This window comes from Arthrobacter sp. NPDC080073, assembly GCF_040686575.1.
Lineage (GTDB): Bacteria > Actinomycetota > Actinomycetes > Actinomycetales > Micrococcaceae > Arthrobacter.
In genome coordinates this window covers 160,511-175,037 of the sequence record NZ_JBFBKR010000005.1, presented here as the reverse complement: position 1 = coordinate 175,037, position 14,527 = coordinate 160,511, and the positions used below count along the sequence as shown (strand labels likewise).

Here is a 14,527-nt window from a genome sequence, read left to right as displayed (position 1 = left end):
AACATGAAGGAAAGTATTTACTTATCCTTCTAGGTTCGACGGTAGCACCTGAGCAAAGCAAATGCTAGTCTTTTATGATCTATCAAAAGGTTAACTTATGAGCTGGAAGCAGGTGACGCATCATGGACCAGGAACAGCAAACTCGCGCGGAGACAGACCTGTTGGGTGTCCGCGAGGTTCCCGCTGAGGCGTATTGGGGAATCCATACCCTCAGGGCGACGGAGAACTTCCAACTGGGCGGGGAAACGGTAGGCAGTGCCCCTGGCCTTGTCAGTGCTATCGCAGCAGTCAAGGAATCGGCGGCAAGAGCCAATATGGAACTCGGATTGCTGGACCCTGACGTGGGCGCCGCCATCGTGGCCGCCTGCCGGGACTTGCGGTCGGGCGCGTTCCACGATCAGTTTCCCGTACCCCTGATCCAGGGAGGCGCCGGAACCTCAACGAACATGAACGCCAACGAGGTCATCGCCAATCGTGCGTTGGAGCACCTTAACGAACCAAGAGGCTCGTATGGCCTCGTCAGCCCCAACGAGCACGTCAACATGGGGCAGTCGACGAACGATGTCTATCCAACCGCCTTGAAACTTGCCACTATCCAGGGTTGCCATGGCCTCCTCGATGCACTCGAGAAGTTTCAGGCAGCGTGTGAACGAAAGGCGCGGGAGTTCGACCACATTGTGAAGATGGGGCGAACGCAACTGCAGGACGCGGTACCCATGACCTTGGGCCAGGAGTTCAGAAGCTATGCCGTCACGATCAGAGAGGATGTTGCGCGGCTGTCAGAGGCGGTGGTGCACCTGCACGAAATCAACCTCGGGGCAACGGCGATCGGTACCGGATTGAACACGCATCCCCGCTACGCCTCGATAGTTCGGGAACAGCTTAAGGCGGTCACGGGATTGCCCTTGACAACCAGCCCCGACCTTGTCGAAGCAACCCAGGACTGCGGCGTCTTCGTTCTGATTTCCGCCACTGTGAAGAGGGCAGCCGTGAAGTTGTCCAAGATTTGCAACGACCTTCGCCTCCTGTCTTCCGGACCCCGCGCCGGGTTCGGCGAGATCAACCTCCCTGCGCGACAAGCCGGTTCCAGCATCATGCCCGGGAAAGTGAACCCGGTCATCCCGGAACTAGTCAACCAGGTCGCATTTGAGATCATCGGCGCCGACGTAACGGTATCCCTCGCAGCAGAAGCCGGACAACTGCAACTGAACGCCTTCGAGCCGATCATAGCCTCCAGCCTTTTTCGAAGCATCAACCACCTCCGGATAGCGGCAAACACGCTCGCGGACGCCTGCATCGACGGAATCACAGCCAACGAACATACACTTCAAGACCACGTCGCTCGAAGCATTGGCATCGTCACCGCCCTAAGCCCCTATCTGGGCTACCACGTGTCCGGCGAGATCGCCGCAGAAGCGCTGCGCACTGGCAGGGCCGTTGTTGACCTCGTGTTGGACAGGGAACTCCTCGACCGGGAACTGCTGGGCCGGCTACTTCATCCACAGGCAATCGCCGGTGGTGGCAGCTCCGGCACGGAGAGATAGAGCATCATCTACCCGTGAGCTATAGGATTGCCTTATGACCTTGGCCCAACTTGAAGCATTCGTGGCAGCTGCCAGCGGACAGACTTTCACGGCTGCCGCTGCCGAATTGGGCATGAGCCAACCCGCGGTGTCTGACCTGATCCGCCGGCTGGAATCAGAGTTTGGCGTGCCTCTGTTCAACCGCAGTGGCCGGGCGCTCGTGCTCACGGCAGCCGGGGAGCAACTGCTGCCCTACGCGGAGCAGACCATTTTCTCCGCCAAGCAGGGCACCGAAGCAGTGAACGCCCTGCTTTCCCTGGGCGGTGGTACCGCAACGTTCGGGCTACTGCGAAATGCAGAGTTCTACATCCGTCAGGATCTGGCCAAGCGCTTTCGCGAGAGACACCCGAATGTGCGTATCCGTCTCGTGGGGCAGAATAGCGCCGAAACCGTCAGTGATGTGGTTTCGGGACATCTTGAAGCGGGACTGGTCACTTTGCCGATTGACGACGACCGGCTGGACGTACTCCCCCTGGCCCGGGACGAGGTGGTTTACGTCAGTGCCGTTCCGGAGCGTGTCCAGACGCCGCCGGATATCGCCGCGATCTGCAAGGCTCCGCTGATCCTGTACGACGCTCACTACGCCCAGACAGATCCGGCCCGAAAGCAGCTCTCCGCCCGGGCTCGCCTGCGTGGTTTGTCGCTTAATGCAGGCATTGAAGTCGAATATCTGTCGGCCGCGCTGTCACTGGCCGCCGACGGATTCGGCGACACCATCGCCTGCAAGGCCTCGCTTGAGTCCGAGGTCTTCCCACGCGGGCTCCAGGCCGTCTCCTTGGCTGAGCCCATGTTCGACACCCTGGCACTCATCAAGCGGCACGGGCAGCTTCTCTCGCCCCCGACCAAGGAAATGGCCCGTCTGGCACATTCAGCTCTTATTGACCACCAGACCTCGGACCATGGCACTGCCGAAATACTCAACGGCGCGCACGACATCGAAGCGTTTCTGAGCGAAAGTCACTGACGACGAAGTGGCCGGCATCCCCCGATGCCGGCCACTTCGCCTTCGGCCCAAGGCAAACGTCTACTGGCCTGCCAATGATCCCGCCACACCTCCGACGCTGAAGAACTTGTTCAGCGTAGCGAAGATGATCGTGGGTGGCAGCAGCATGATGACGGCAACCGCCATTACTGATCCCCAGTCGGTCGAGTGCTGCTGAAAGAAGGTCTGGACGCCGATCGGGAGCGTGAAGGTTCCTGCTGAGCGGAGGAAGATCGATGCGACAAGGTAGTCGTTCCAGGCCATCAGGAAGGTAAAGATGGCGGTTGAGAGTACACCTGGCAGTGAGTTCCGGAGCACGATGTGAAGAAACCCTTTGAACACCGACGCCCCATCAATCCATGCCGCCTCTTCGAGGCTCCCGGGGATACCGTCCATGTAGGAGGCCATCATCCACGTTGCGACGGACATGGAACTCGCGACATACAGGATCGTAATTCCGACGAGGTTGTCAGCCAGGCCGACGTGGGAGAAGAGGATGAACAACGGAATCACGGAGGTGATCACGGGAAGGGCCTGTACGACGAAGAGCAGGAGCGAGTAGCCTCCGACGAGCCGGCCCCTCCCTCGCGACAGGACATACCCGGCCGGTGCCGCGACTGCTACGGACACCACGACTGTCGCCAACGCAACCTGGAGACTGTTGACCAGCCAGGCGACCGTACCGCTGCTACTTAGCACGTTCGCGAAGTTTTCCAGGGTGAGGGAGCCCGTCCCATTGTTCGCCCGGAGGGAGAGGCCAACAGTTCCCGCAATGGGGATGAGGGCAAATGCCGCTAGTGCGACAAGGATCGCAAAGCGCAGCCATTGCCCGCGACTTCCTGCTTCGACGGACCGCCGGGGTGCTGCGATCTTGGTTCTGAGTGTTGCAGTGGTCATAATGATGTCGACTTTCGGATCTGTCGGAAGAGCAGCACGGCCACGATGGCCAATGCAAGGGTCATGAGGAAGGCGATGGCAACGCCCGGGCCTGTCTGGAAGTTCTGGAATACGGTCTTGTAGGCCAGGACAACCAGGGTGTTCGTCGCGCCGACCGGGCCGCCATGGGTGAGCAGATACACGGTCGGGAAATCGTTGACGCAGAAGATCGCCATCAAGACCCAGGAGATGTACGTGGGCTTCGCGATGATAGGCAGTGTCATGTAACGGAACTGTTGCCGGGCGCTGGCGCCGTCGATCTTGGCGGCCTCGTAGATACTTTCATCCACGGAGCTCAGAGCCGCGCTCATCATGAGCATCATGAACGGGAAGTTGACCCAGATCTCGAACAGGCAGACCGTGATCTGGGCGCCAAGCGGATCGGAGAGGAAGATAGCGTCCCCGAAGCCTAGCGCGTGGATAATCGTCGGAACAGGGCTCGAACTCGTTCCTATGAGCCAATTCCAGGACATGGCCGAGACGACAATCGGCACAACCCACGGAAGCAGGAGAATTGTCTTCAGGAGCCCTTTGGCCGGAATCCGGGTGCGGAGCAGGAGTGCGATTGCGATCCCGATGATCCAGCTTCCGAAGACGCCCACGACCGCGAAGACAGCGGTAAATCCAGCTGCCCGCCAGAAAGCCGGATCGGCCAGGACTTTCGCGAAGTTATCGACGCCGACAAATTCCCCCGGTGAGATCAGGCTCCCGTTGTGCAGGGCCTGAAAGGCGGCGTAGGCGATCGGGTACGCGTTCGTGAGGATGAGGATGACGACTGACGGCAAGATCAGGAAGAGCTTGGTGGCAGGCGCGCGTCCGGGACTGCTCCTTCGGCGGCGGTTCCGCGGTGCGTGGGTCGGCGTCCTCGCCGTCAAGGGCAATTCAGTGCGGCGAACGGTTGTGCTCATGGTGTGTGACGGCTTTCGCTATTGCTTCGCTAGGAGATGGCGGCCTTGATGTCGCTCTCAAGCTTGGTCAGGATGGTCTTGGACGGGGTCTTTCCGGCAAGGACGGTCTGGCAGAAGTCCGTCATTGCCTGACCGCCGTCGATGGTTGCGAGCTTGGCGCTGAGGGCACTCGATTGGGCCGCGGTAGTCTTGCAAATTGGCTGCCATTTCTCGACGACAGCCGTGTTCTGTGCGTTTGCCTTGAATTCCGGAAGCTCGGTGATCGACTTCAGTGCGGGCAGGCCCTGCATGACGCCTTTCTGCCAGAGGGTCTTCATGTTCTTGATGTAGTAGGAGGTGAACGCTTCAGACCCGGCCTGGGATGGAGTGTTCTTGTACATCATGATGTTGTTCACGTAATAGAGCCCCCCGACTTCGCCGCGGCGGGACTTGAGGGGGTCCGTCACGAGGACGTCCTTTTCGTCGCCGACGACGGTGTTGAATGCCGGGCTTTGGAATCCCAGGGCTACTTTCTTGTTCGTCCAGAGAGTCGTGAGATCGTCGTCCTTCATGCTCACGGAGCCCGGATCGACGGCACCTTGCTTGACCAGCTCGGTGAGGAAATCAACCGCCTCCACGTTGCGGTCATTGACGACATCGAGGTCGCCATTGGAGTTGAAGAGGCCGCCGCCGTTGTTGATCATCAGGCTCAGGACGGCCATGGGTCCGTAGTTGCCGCTGCCGCCGCTGATGCCGAAACCGACATAGCCCTTGGCGGAAGCTTTCTTTGCCACATCCAACACGTCATCCCAGGACTGCGGCGGTGTTGCTCCGATCTGGTCCAGGATCGACTTGCGGTACCAGAAGACCTGGACGTCGAGGTTCCACGGGATGCCGACGTAACCGTCGGAGGTCTTCATCGCGTCGAGTGTGTGCGGGAGAAAGTCGTCGTAGGTGCCGTCCTTCTTGAAGGAATCGATGAGGTTGTCGGCATAGGCGATGGCACCCTGCTTCGCGAACTGGAACGCCTGGAAACCGCCGCCGGTGGAAACAGCCGGACCCGTGTTGGAGGCGATGGCCGAGGAGAACGTCTGGTTGAACCCGTCCCAGTTCACCTGCTGGTACGACACGCCCGGCATGCCATCACCGGGTTTGTAGGCCTGCGCAAGGCTTTGGGCCGCAGCGGCGTAGTTCTTGTCGCCCCACGGCATGTCCCAGAACTTGACTGTAGCGCCGCCGTTTGCCGAGGCATTTCCGCCGCCGACGGCGCAGGCGCTGACGGAAGCGGTGAGGGTAACGGCCCCCGTGAGGGCGAGGAAACCGCGACGAGACATGGCAGCGGGTGGTAGTAGATTTTTCATGGCTTCTTCCTTGTTGCGGGTTTGGAGCGGGCGGGATAGGTCATCTTTGTCCCTGGTTTTCCCGCCCTCGCGTCGACATCTGGGATCCCTGCTAGGTGTGCACTCTTGAGATCAACTCGCCGAGGTAGCTGTAGCTTTTTACCGCGGCATCCAGCGAGCCGCACTCGACCGAGAGGACAACATCGTGGTCGGCATCGGCGAGGGTACGGACGATCCGTTCCCAGTCGATGACCCCTTCCCCGCAGGCGCAGCCGAGCATCCCCCGGACTTTGCCGCGGTATTTCCTGGCATCCTCGATTGAGATGTCTTTGGCATGCATGTGCGTGACGTTTGAGACGATGTCCTCCAGCCACGCATGGGGATCATTTTCACTCAGGTAGCTGTTTCCCGTGTCCAGATTGATCGTCAGGACCGGCGAGTCGATCAGCTTCATGAGGCGGTCCAACCCGGCAGGTGTGGCGGTGTAGGGACCATGGGTTTCGATCGCAATCCCGATCCCGCGCGGTTCGGCCACGAGAGCTGCCTCCTGCAGGGTGTACTTCATCAAGACGAGGTTCTCCTCCTCCGTGGTCCACGTCGGCAACGGTCCGTCGTCGACCATGATCATCGGCGCCCCGCACTCGGCTGCGTACCGGATGGACTGTTTGAGGTAGTCGACGGCGATGTCAGGTTTGGCTAACGGGGCGTGACTTGAGAGGGATGAAATCTGAAGGCCCCGGCTTTCGGCCGCTTGCTTGAGCTTGAGCGGGTCATCCAGCATTGAGCGGCTGTGGAAATAGCCGGCCTCGCTGAGCAACTCCCGGCCCCAGTGGACCATCGGCTCGACATAGCGGTAGCCGATTTCCGCGGCACGGTCCATCGCCCAATCAAATGAACCGTTTTCGTATCGTGCAAATTCGAGGTTGAGTCCGAGCTTGATGTCACCCATGATGCTTCTCCCGCTTAGAACCCGCGCTGGGCGACGTATTCATCACGGGTGTCACCGTGGTACGCCGGAACAGTGATGTCCCACCAGCCGGTGGGATGCATCTCGGTCCACGGCAGCTCAGTGGCGCTCATGGCCTCAATGACGACAGGCCCCTCGGTGGCGAAGGCACGTTCGATCGCCGGCGCCAGCTTTGCGGGGTCTTCGATCCGCTCGGCTGTGCAGCCCAGGGAGCGTGCGAACTCGGCAATGTTGGCGAAGTAGGGTTTCCCGTCGGGAGTGCTCCAGTTCGTGACGAGTCGGCGCTCAGCGCCGAACAGGCTGATCTGAAGATCCTTGATGGCTTCCCAGCCGCCGTTATTCAGGACGACGACGACCAGCGGCGTGCCGAGCATGACCGCCGTCGACAGCTCTGTGCCTGTCTGGAGGAAGCTGCCGTCTCCGACCATCGCCAGGACCGGCGTCCCTGGAACTGCGATCTGCGCGCCGATGGCGGCAGGGAGGCCGAAGCCGATTCCTGACATACCGCCGGCCACGATGTTTGTCTTGGGCCCGTAGATGGGGAATTCGTTGAATGCCTGGTTCGCGGGATTGCTGGAGTCGGTAACGAGGATGCCTTCGCGGGGCAGTGCCTTGCGGATTTCGACCATTGCCCGTGAATTGGTCATGGGGAGGTAGTCGGTTTCACGCATCGGCCGCAGGTGCTCTTCCCACTTGGCCTTGAGCTCCTGGAGCTCGGCGAAGTACTCGGTGCCGTGGTAGTCAGGCCCGTCGCCCAGAGCATCCCGGATGGCGGCCAGGGAGGTCTTGGCGTCGCCGACAATTCCGACCTCGACCGGGTAGTTGCGCCCGATCTCGAATCCGTCGATGTCGATCTGGACGAGCTTGGTGACGGCCGGAATGTTGAAGGTGACGCCTTCCTTGTAGGAGGACGTGATGCGGTCGCTGAAACGGCAACCGACGGCGAGAATGACATCCGCCTTGCGGGTGACACCGTTTCCAGGGATGGAACCCATATCGCCACACGGCCAGGCGTACAGCTCGTGATCTGCAGGGAAGGAGCCCTTGCCCATGAATGAGTGGGTGACCGGAGCGCCGAGTCGTTCGGCGATGGCACGGAGCTCTTCACTGGCCTCGGCGGCAATGACACCCCCGCCCGCGAGGATGACTGGTCGCTTGGCAGACTTCAGCAGCTCGACGGCAGCGGCGATTGCCGTGGCGTCGCCGGTTGCGCGGGCCTGGGCGCGGCGGGAGCCAGGCACACGCTTGTAGTCGCCGTATTCGGCCTGCAGGTCCTGCGGCACATCCACGAGCACCGGACCGCGCCGCCCTTCGTACATCGTGTTGAAGGCCTGGTCCATGACCATCGGGATCTGCTCGAGGCGGCTGGGCTGCCACCAGCGCTTGACTACCGGTTCGGCCATGCGCGGGAAATTGTTGCCGTGCGGCCTGTCGATTTCCTGAAGGACTCCGCGATTTTCCATGTAGGTATGGACGGCGCCCGTGATCAGAATGAAGGGCTGCGAGTCCGCGAAGGCGGTCACAAGTCCTGTCAACGTGTTGGTTGCGCCAGGGCCAATCGAGGTGCAGACCGCGGCGATCTTGCCTGATGCCCGATAGTAGCCGTCCGCCATGTGCGCTGCGCCCTGTTCGTGCATGGCGGGGATTACTTCGATCTCGTCGGCACGGTCAACGAAAGCGTCCAAGAGTGCCGTGTTGCCATGTCCGGGAACCGCGAAAACGCGCTCGACGCCTTCTCGGATGAGGCAGTCGACAATCATCTGTCCACCGGTCAGCTGCTGATCAGTCATTTGTTCTTACTTCCTGTAAATACGGGGGTTAGCGGGAGGAATTCGGGGACGTGCGTCTCGGACTGGCGCTGGGCTGCGCCGGGCACGATCTGTTCCGCGACACGGAAGGCGTTGGCGGCAATGGTTAGTGCCGGGTTCATCACCGGAAGCGAGGGGAAGAAGGACGAGTCGACGACGAACAGGTTCCTGACATCATGGGTCCGGCAGCTGGGGTCGAGCACGGACGACCGCGGGTCATCCCCGGCCCGGATCGTTCCGGCCTGGTGGGAGTTGACGGCAATACCAGTGGTCTCACTGAAAATCAGTGGATAGCCCATCCTGTGGAGAATGCGTTTCATCTCCGTGACGAGGTGCTGGTGGGCCCGAACATTGTTGGGTTTCCAACTGATCCGGATAGCTTCGTCGTTCCTTAGGGTCACCCTGTTTTCCGGATCGGGAAGATCTTCAGTGAAGAGCCACCAGTCCATGCTGTGACCGGCAGCAATTTCCAGCGCCCATTTAGGGATGAGCGGCTTCTGCCCGACCAGCATGGCGCCCTGGAGCTTGCCGATCAACTGGACGTGACCGAGCGGGTACGGAAAATCCGCGTTGCCCTTGAGGTAATAGTCGTTGAAGTAGAGCGTCTTTTGGAACTCAACTTTGTTCCTCTTGGGGTGCAAGGCGATCATGATGCTGTTGTTGTGCACCATGTAGTTCCTGCCAACCATTCCCGAGGAGTTGGCGAGGCCGTTCGAGTGTTTGTCCGTGGCGGAGCGGAGCAATAGCGCCGCGGAGTTGACGGCCCCGCAAGAAACGACGACCTTTCCGGCCCCGACGACGATGGTCTTCCCATTGAGGACGAGTTGTACGGCCGTGGCAGTCTGGCCGGACTCGTCGGTGAGCACCTTCTCGGCATACGCCCCGGTCAGCAGTTCAACATTGCCCGTTTGAAGAGCCGGCCTTACACACGCGATGTCGGCATCCATTTTGGCCAGGACGCGACATGGAAAACCGTCGCAAGTACGGCAACGGATACAGGCACCGCCCTGGCGCCAGTCGATTCCCAAGGGAATGCTGGACGGAGTCAGTCCCTGTTTAGCCAGCCCATCCGCAACTGCCTGCACCTCAGGTTCATGACCGATCGCAGGGTATGGAAAGGGCTCTTCGCGGGGCAACGTGGGATCATCGTGTTGGTCTCCATGGACTTTGTACACCCGCTCGGCCCGCGAATAATAGGGGGCTAGGTCGTCATAAGTGAACGGCCAAGCCGGTGAGGTACCGTCCTCGTGTTCGGTCGCGACAAAATCTTCGCGTCGAAACCTCACCAAGGACGACCCGTAGAACTTGGTGTTGCCACCGACGTAGTAATAAGTACCAGGGCTGAAGGCTTCCCCGGTGTCGGAGTACCATTTTTCAGCATTTTTGTATCTGCCGTGCTCAAACACGGCGTCCGGGTCCCAGTTCTGCTTCTCCTGGGGAACGAACCCGCCGCGCTCAATGAGCAGCACGCTGACGCCCGCGTCCTTCAATGCGTAGGCCAGCGTACCGCCGCCCATGCCGCTTCCGACGATTACGACGTCGTAGCTGGACTTTGCAGGACCATCGACCTGCAAAGAAGTCTCAACAGTCATTTTGGAATTTACCTCTCGGTTCTGGCCATTGCTGGGGCCGGGTGCGTGAGTCTGGACCTGCCAGTGGACTACGAACTTTTGCAGTACGTCACGAGTGAGAGTCACATCACCTATAAGCAAGAGTACACTGATTATGGATTTACTCAAGGATGAACTTTGGTTAAAGACTCTCGATAGGCGATTTTCCGCAAGGTTGGACGCTCCGCAAGTGGCCCTGCTCACATTCTGTACGTTTAGTGTACGATCGTACGCATAAGAAATCTAGTGCACGATCGTACGCATCGAACACAATGTACGTCCGTACACATTCGGAAGATGGAGAGTCGATGGATGCACAGGACCATTCCGCGCGAAAGGAAGTGCTGCCACCGAGTCCAGCCCCGGGCGTCGCCAGCGCCCTCCGAATCCGACGTTTTGATCCGGATCGCCGGAACCGGATTGTCGACGCAGTGCTCGCGGTCATTGCAGACAACGGTGTGGCCGGCACCAGCTTCCGGAAGATCGCAACCCAGGCCGACGTGCCCCTGGGGTCAATGACCTATCACTTCAGCGGCATGCAGGAGCTCTTGGAGACAGGCTTCGAGCGTTTTGTGAGCCAATCCCTCGCCCGGCTCGAGGATCGGCTTAAACCAGCAAGAGATCATCGTGACGCACGCGGAATCATCTTGGCGATAGTTCACGAAGATGCCACCGCAGATCCTCCTCGGTACCTGGCCCTGTCTCGCGAATTTCAGGCCCTGGTCATTCGTGATCCTGCCTTGCGCAACATCGCGAACAAGTGGGTGGAGGGTAGCGCTGGAATCCTGAAACGCTACTTCGACCCAATAACGGCAGAGATTCTGGAGATTCTCATGGACGGCCTGACTCTTCGCCGAGGCGTTGCCCGTATGGAAGGAGAGCCGCTTGCGGCCGACGCGGTGGCAAGGGTTATCGCTGGCTTTTGGCCCCTAGGCGCAGGCAAGGACACCGTGTCATGACAGTTCGTCGGAAAAGGTGATCGAAGCGTCAACCGGCGAGGGTGGCATCGTTTGCGACGGCGCTTCCCTAAGTAGCTTGTCGACGGCGTTCGAAACCAGCTCCCGGTCGTCGTCGCGCGGTTCGAAGGCGCGATGAATTGAAAGTCCTTCGACGAGCGCATCCAGTTGTCGAGCCACATCCGGCTCGAAGTGCTTTTCAAAGGCACGGCGGCTGCGCATCATCCAGTCGTGAGTGAGGTGCCGGAACTTCGCCTGGCGGGCCGCCAGCGTGTAGAGCTCCAACGTCAAAACGAGGGCGTCCCGATCGCCATAGGTGTCCTCCATGATCATCTCGACGACGGCTTCTTTGGTCGCTTCAATGGTCGAGGCCTCGTTCATACGCCGCTCGAACCGGTCGCTAATACGGGTGGCGAAACGCGTGAAGGCTTCGTGCAGAAGTTCGTCCATTCCTGCGAAGTGATAGGTCATGGACCCCAACGGGACATCTGCCAGGGCGGCCACTTTCCGATGTGAAGTGCCGGCCACGCCCTCGGCAGCAATCAGATCCAATGTCGCTTCAATGATCCGGTCGCGCCGATCCGGATCAACCCGCCGTTTCGCCATTTTCCTCAGCTTTCAATGGTTCTGATGACTTTAGCCGGTGTCCCCATGGCCACGACATTGGGAGGCAGGTCGCGGCTGACGACCGCCCCGGCACCGACAACCGTGTTTTCGCCGATCGTTACGCCGGGAAGCACGATGACTCCTCCGCCCAACCACACGTTGTCTCCGATAACAATCGGTTTGGCCGATTCCAACTTGTCCCTTCGGGGTTGAGCCTCAACGGGATGGGTCGGTGTCAGCAGCTGCACGTTCGGGCCAATTTGGCAATGGCTTCCAATTGAAATCGTGGCCACGTCAAGAGCCGTGAGGTTGTAATTAATAAAGGTGCCCTCACCGACGCTGATGTTGGACCCGTAGTCGACGAATACCGGTGGCCTTATATGGGCACCTTCGGCCAGGCAACCGATGAGCTCATGGATGAACGGCTGCGCCGCATCTATGTCCTCAACGTAGGCCGAAGCATATGCCCCGGCCAGGCGAATAGCCCGCTGCTGTCGAGCGAGGATCTGCGGATCATCGGAGATGTACAGATCCCCAGCTAGCATCCGTTCGTGGTTGCTCCGGGGGTCGTCTTTGAAATACTCGGCCTCCATGTGTACAACTGTACTAAAGAATGACCACCTCGGTCCCACAGCCCGGCTGGCGGACGAGCACGCACGCCGTGACAAGCGTGTCCTGGAGAGACCGTCTCCATCAGGTTCCGTTCTCTTCCAGTATCAGGCTGAGCGCTTCGCGGGATGTAAACAGGTGGCGTCGGAGTCCTGATTGCCGGGCAGTACACATAATTCTCGGATTCATCGAAGATCGCCATCTTTTGCTTGCCAATCATCAAAAGGTTCCCTTAGTCTTTATTCAGAATTCATAAGTAATCCTTGTGCGCTGCCCGAATCCTCCTTTCTCCGACGTGCCGTCAAGCACACGTGCGCAAGCAGCATCTCTACACACCCTCGAAATTAAAGGAATCCGTCGCAATGAAATATTCTGTCCAGCTCTACAACGTACGCAGCGCTGTCGAAGACGACCTGCCCGGCACGGTCCGGCGCCTTGCCGGGATCGGCTATGACCACATTGAGCCCTATGACTTTGTCGCGCGCGCCGAGGAGTTCGCCCGTGCCTTTGCCGACAACGGTGTATCTGCTCCGACGGGGCATGCGCCGCTGCTGAGCCAGGACCAGGATGAGATCTTCACCGCCGCAAAAATGCTCGGCATCAGCACCGTGATCGACCCGTATCTTCCTGCCGAGCACTGGCAGAACGCCGATGACATCCAGGCCACGGCGGCAAAGCTCAACGCCGCAGCGAAGAAGGGCGGCGAATACGGCATCCGCGTCGGCTACCACAACCACCAATGGGAACTCGAGTCCAGCATCGAGGGCCAGACCGCCCTGGAGTACTTCGAAAGCCTCTTGGATCCTGAACTGGTCCTGGAAGTCGACACCTACTGGGCCGCCGTCGGGGGCCAGGATCCAGTGGAGCTCCTGAAACGCCTGGGCACCAGGGTTGTGGCCGTCCACATCAAAGACGGTCCAGTGAATATGGACCTCCGTGCCCAGTTGCCCGCGGGGCAAGGGCAAATGGACATCTGGGGAGCTATCAATGCAGTCCCTGGTTTGGAAGTGGGCGTCGTGGAGTTCGACGACTACGCCGGAGACATCTTCGAAGCGATGGAAGCCTCCTTGCGGTACCTGGAAGCCGGCGTGAACGCATGAGCGCCGGAACGCACCAGACCATCCCGTCGACGCGCCGGGGCCCGGTCGGGGTCGCTGTCATCGGCGCGGGGAACATCAGCAAGGCCTACCTGGACAACCTGACGGTCTTCCCGGACCTGGTGGTCCACGTCATCGCGGACCTCTTCGAGGACGCCGCGCAAGCGCGGGCCAAGGAATACGGCATCCCGGCGTGGGGCGGGGTGGAGGCGGCCCTGAACCATCCCGACGTCGAGATCATCGTGAACCTGACCATCCCGGCCGCGCACGTCGAGGTGGCCACCGCCGCCGTGAACGCCGGCAAGCACGTCTGGACCGAGAAGCCCTTCTCCCTGGACCGCGAATCCGGCCTGGCCCTGCTGAAGACCGCCGACGCCGCCGGCATCCGGCTGGGCTGCGCGCCGGATACCTTCCTGGGCGCGGGCCTGCAGACGGCCCGCCGGATCATCGAACGCGGCGACATCGGCACCCCGCTGACCGCCCTGACGATGTTCCAGACCCCGGGCCCGGAGTCCTGGCACCCGAACCCGGCGTTCCTGTTCGCCCACGGCGCGGGACCCCTGTTCGACATGGGCCCGTACTACATCACCGCCCTCGTCCAGGCCTTCGGGTCCGTGCGGCGCGTGGCCGCCGTCGGGTCCAAGGCCAAGGAAACCCGCGTGGTCGGTTCCGGGCCCAGGGCCGGGGAGGAATTCCCGGTCGAGGTCCCCACCCACGTCTCCGCGATGCTGCAGTTCGAGACCGGGGCCTCCTCGCACAGTGTCTTCAGCTTCGAATCCCCCCGCCTGCGGATGGGTTTCGTGGAGATCACCGGCACCGAGGGCACCCTGGAAGTGCCGGACCCGAACTACTTCGACGGGGACCTCAAGCTCTGGCGTGCCGGGGCCGGGGAAGCCGAAACCATCCCCGCCACGGGACCGGCCAACGGCCGCGGCATGGGCGTGCTGGACATGGCCCGGTCCCTGCGCGCCGGTGTCCCGCACCGCGCCCAGGGCGCCCTGGCCTACCACGTGGTCGACACCCTGGTCTCCATCGCCGAGTCCGCCGAAACCGGCACCTTCGTAGGCGTCGACAGCTCCGCCGTCACATCCCAGGCCCTCCCCGAGGACTGGGACCCGATGGCCGCCACCCTCTAGGAACCCACCC

General features: G+C 60.8%; 13 protein-coding genes. 5 read left to right on the top strand and 8 right to left on the bottom strand.

The window, feature by feature from the left end; genetic code table 11:
- The first annotated feature begins 122 nt into the window (after positions 1 to 122).
- Positions 123 to 1,544: an aspartate ammonia-lyase gene (locus AB0O52_RS08505; RefSeq protein WP_364536103.1), complete on the top strand. Its 1,422-nt coding sequence runs from the start codon at positions 123 to 125 to the stop codon at positions 1,542 to 1,544.
- Between the two features lie 34 nt (positions 1,545 to 1,578).
- Complete coding sequence (locus AB0O52_RS08500; RefSeq protein ID WP_364536100.1) at positions 1,579 to 2,547, top strand: LysR family transcriptional regulator; 969 nt, start codon at positions 1,579 to 1,581, stop codon at positions 2,545 to 2,547.
- A 60-nt stretch (positions 2,548 to 2,607) separates the two neighbouring features.
- Here the strand turns inward: AB0O52_RS08500 and AB0O52_RS08495 are convergent, their stop codons facing one another.
- From AB0O52_RS08495 to AB0O52_RS08470, 6 genes are all read right to left on the bottom strand, one after another.
- Positions 2,608 to 3,462, bottom strand: a complete 855-nt coding sequence (locus AB0O52_RS08495; protein ID WP_364536097.1) for a carbohydrate ABC transporter permease — start codon at positions 3,460 to 3,462, stop codon at positions 2,608 to 2,610.
- Complete coding sequence (locus tag AB0O52_RS08490; RefSeq protein ID WP_364536094.1) at positions 3,459 to 4,409, bottom strand: sugar ABC transporter permease; 951 nt, start codon at positions 4,407 to 4,409, stop codon at positions 3,459 to 3,461. Before AB0O52_RS08490 ends, AB0O52_RS08495 begins: the two co-directional genes overlap by 4 nt.
- A gap of 29 nt (positions 4,410 to 4,438) precedes the next feature.
- The gene (locus AB0O52_RS08485; RefSeq protein WP_364536091.1) at positions 4,439 to 5,749 is read right to left on the bottom strand and encodes an extracellular solute-binding protein; all 1,311 of its coding nucleotides are present in this window, start codon (positions 5,747 to 5,749) and stop codon (positions 4,439 to 4,441) included.
- Between the two features lie 91 nt (positions 5,750 to 5,840).
- Positions 5,841 to 6,677: a sugar phosphate isomerase/epimerase family protein gene (locus AB0O52_RS08480; protein WP_364536088.1), complete on the bottom strand. Its 837-nt coding sequence runs from the start codon at positions 6,675 to 6,677 to the stop codon at positions 5,841 to 5,843.
- A 14-nt stretch (positions 6,678 to 6,691) separates the two neighbouring features.
- Entirely contained in the window at positions 6,692 to 8,485 is a 1,794-nt protein-coding gene (locus tag AB0O52_RS08475; RefSeq protein ID WP_364536085.1) for a thiamine pyrophosphate-binding protein, read from the bottom strand.
- Positions 8,482 to 10,095 (bottom strand): GMC family oxidoreductase, encoded by a 1,614-nt coding sequence (locus tag AB0O52_RS08470; protein WP_364536082.1) that lies wholly within the window; start codon positions 10,093 to 10,095, stop codon positions 8,482 to 8,484. The genes AB0O52_RS08475 and AB0O52_RS08470 overlap by 4 nt, the downstream gene beginning before the upstream one ends.
- A 326-nt stretch (positions 10,096 to 10,421) precedes the next feature.
- Between AB0O52_RS08470 and AB0O52_RS08465 the strand changes: the two genes are divergently transcribed.
- Positions 10,422 to 11,072, top strand: coding sequence for a TetR family transcriptional regulator (locus AB0O52_RS08465; protein ID WP_364536080.1), 651 nt, complete (start codon positions 10,422 to 10,424; stop codon positions 11,070 to 11,072).
- Here the strand turns inward: AB0O52_RS08465 and AB0O52_RS08460 are convergent.
- Together AB0O52_RS08460 and AB0O52_RS08455 are read right to left on the bottom strand one after the other, a co-directional pair.
- The gene (locus AB0O52_RS08460; RefSeq protein ID WP_364536078.1) at positions 11,067 to 11,675 is read right to left on the bottom strand and encodes a TetR family transcriptional regulator; all 609 of its coding nucleotides are present in this window, start codon (positions 11,673 to 11,675) and stop codon (positions 11,067 to 11,069) included. The genes AB0O52_RS08465 and AB0O52_RS08460 overlap by 6 nt on opposite strands.
- A gap of 5 nt (positions 11,676 to 11,680) precedes the next feature.
- Complete coding sequence (locus tag AB0O52_RS08455; protein WP_364536075.1) at positions 11,681 to 12,268, bottom strand: sugar O-acetyltransferase; 588 nt, start codon at positions 12,266 to 12,268, stop codon at positions 11,681 to 11,683.
- 378 nt (positions 12,269 to 12,646) lie between these two features.
- On the opposite strand from AB0O52_RS08455, the gene AB0O52_RS08450 reads away from it, so the two are divergent.
- Both AB0O52_RS08450 and AB0O52_RS08445 read left to right on the top strand, forming a co-directional pair.
- Positions 12,647 to 13,384: a sugar phosphate isomerase/epimerase gene (locus AB0O52_RS08450; protein WP_364536073.1), complete on the top strand. Its 738-nt coding sequence runs from the start codon at positions 12,647 to 12,649 to the stop codon at positions 13,382 to 13,384.
- Complete coding sequence (locus AB0O52_RS08445) at positions 13,381 to 14,517, top strand: Gfo/Idh/MocA family oxidoreductase (RefSeq protein WP_364536070.1); 1,137 nt, start codon at positions 13,381 to 13,383, stop codon at positions 14,515 to 14,517. The genes AB0O52_RS08450 and AB0O52_RS08445 overlap by 4 nt, the downstream gene beginning before the upstream one ends.
- Positions 14,518 to 14,527 lie beyond the last annotated feature (10 nt).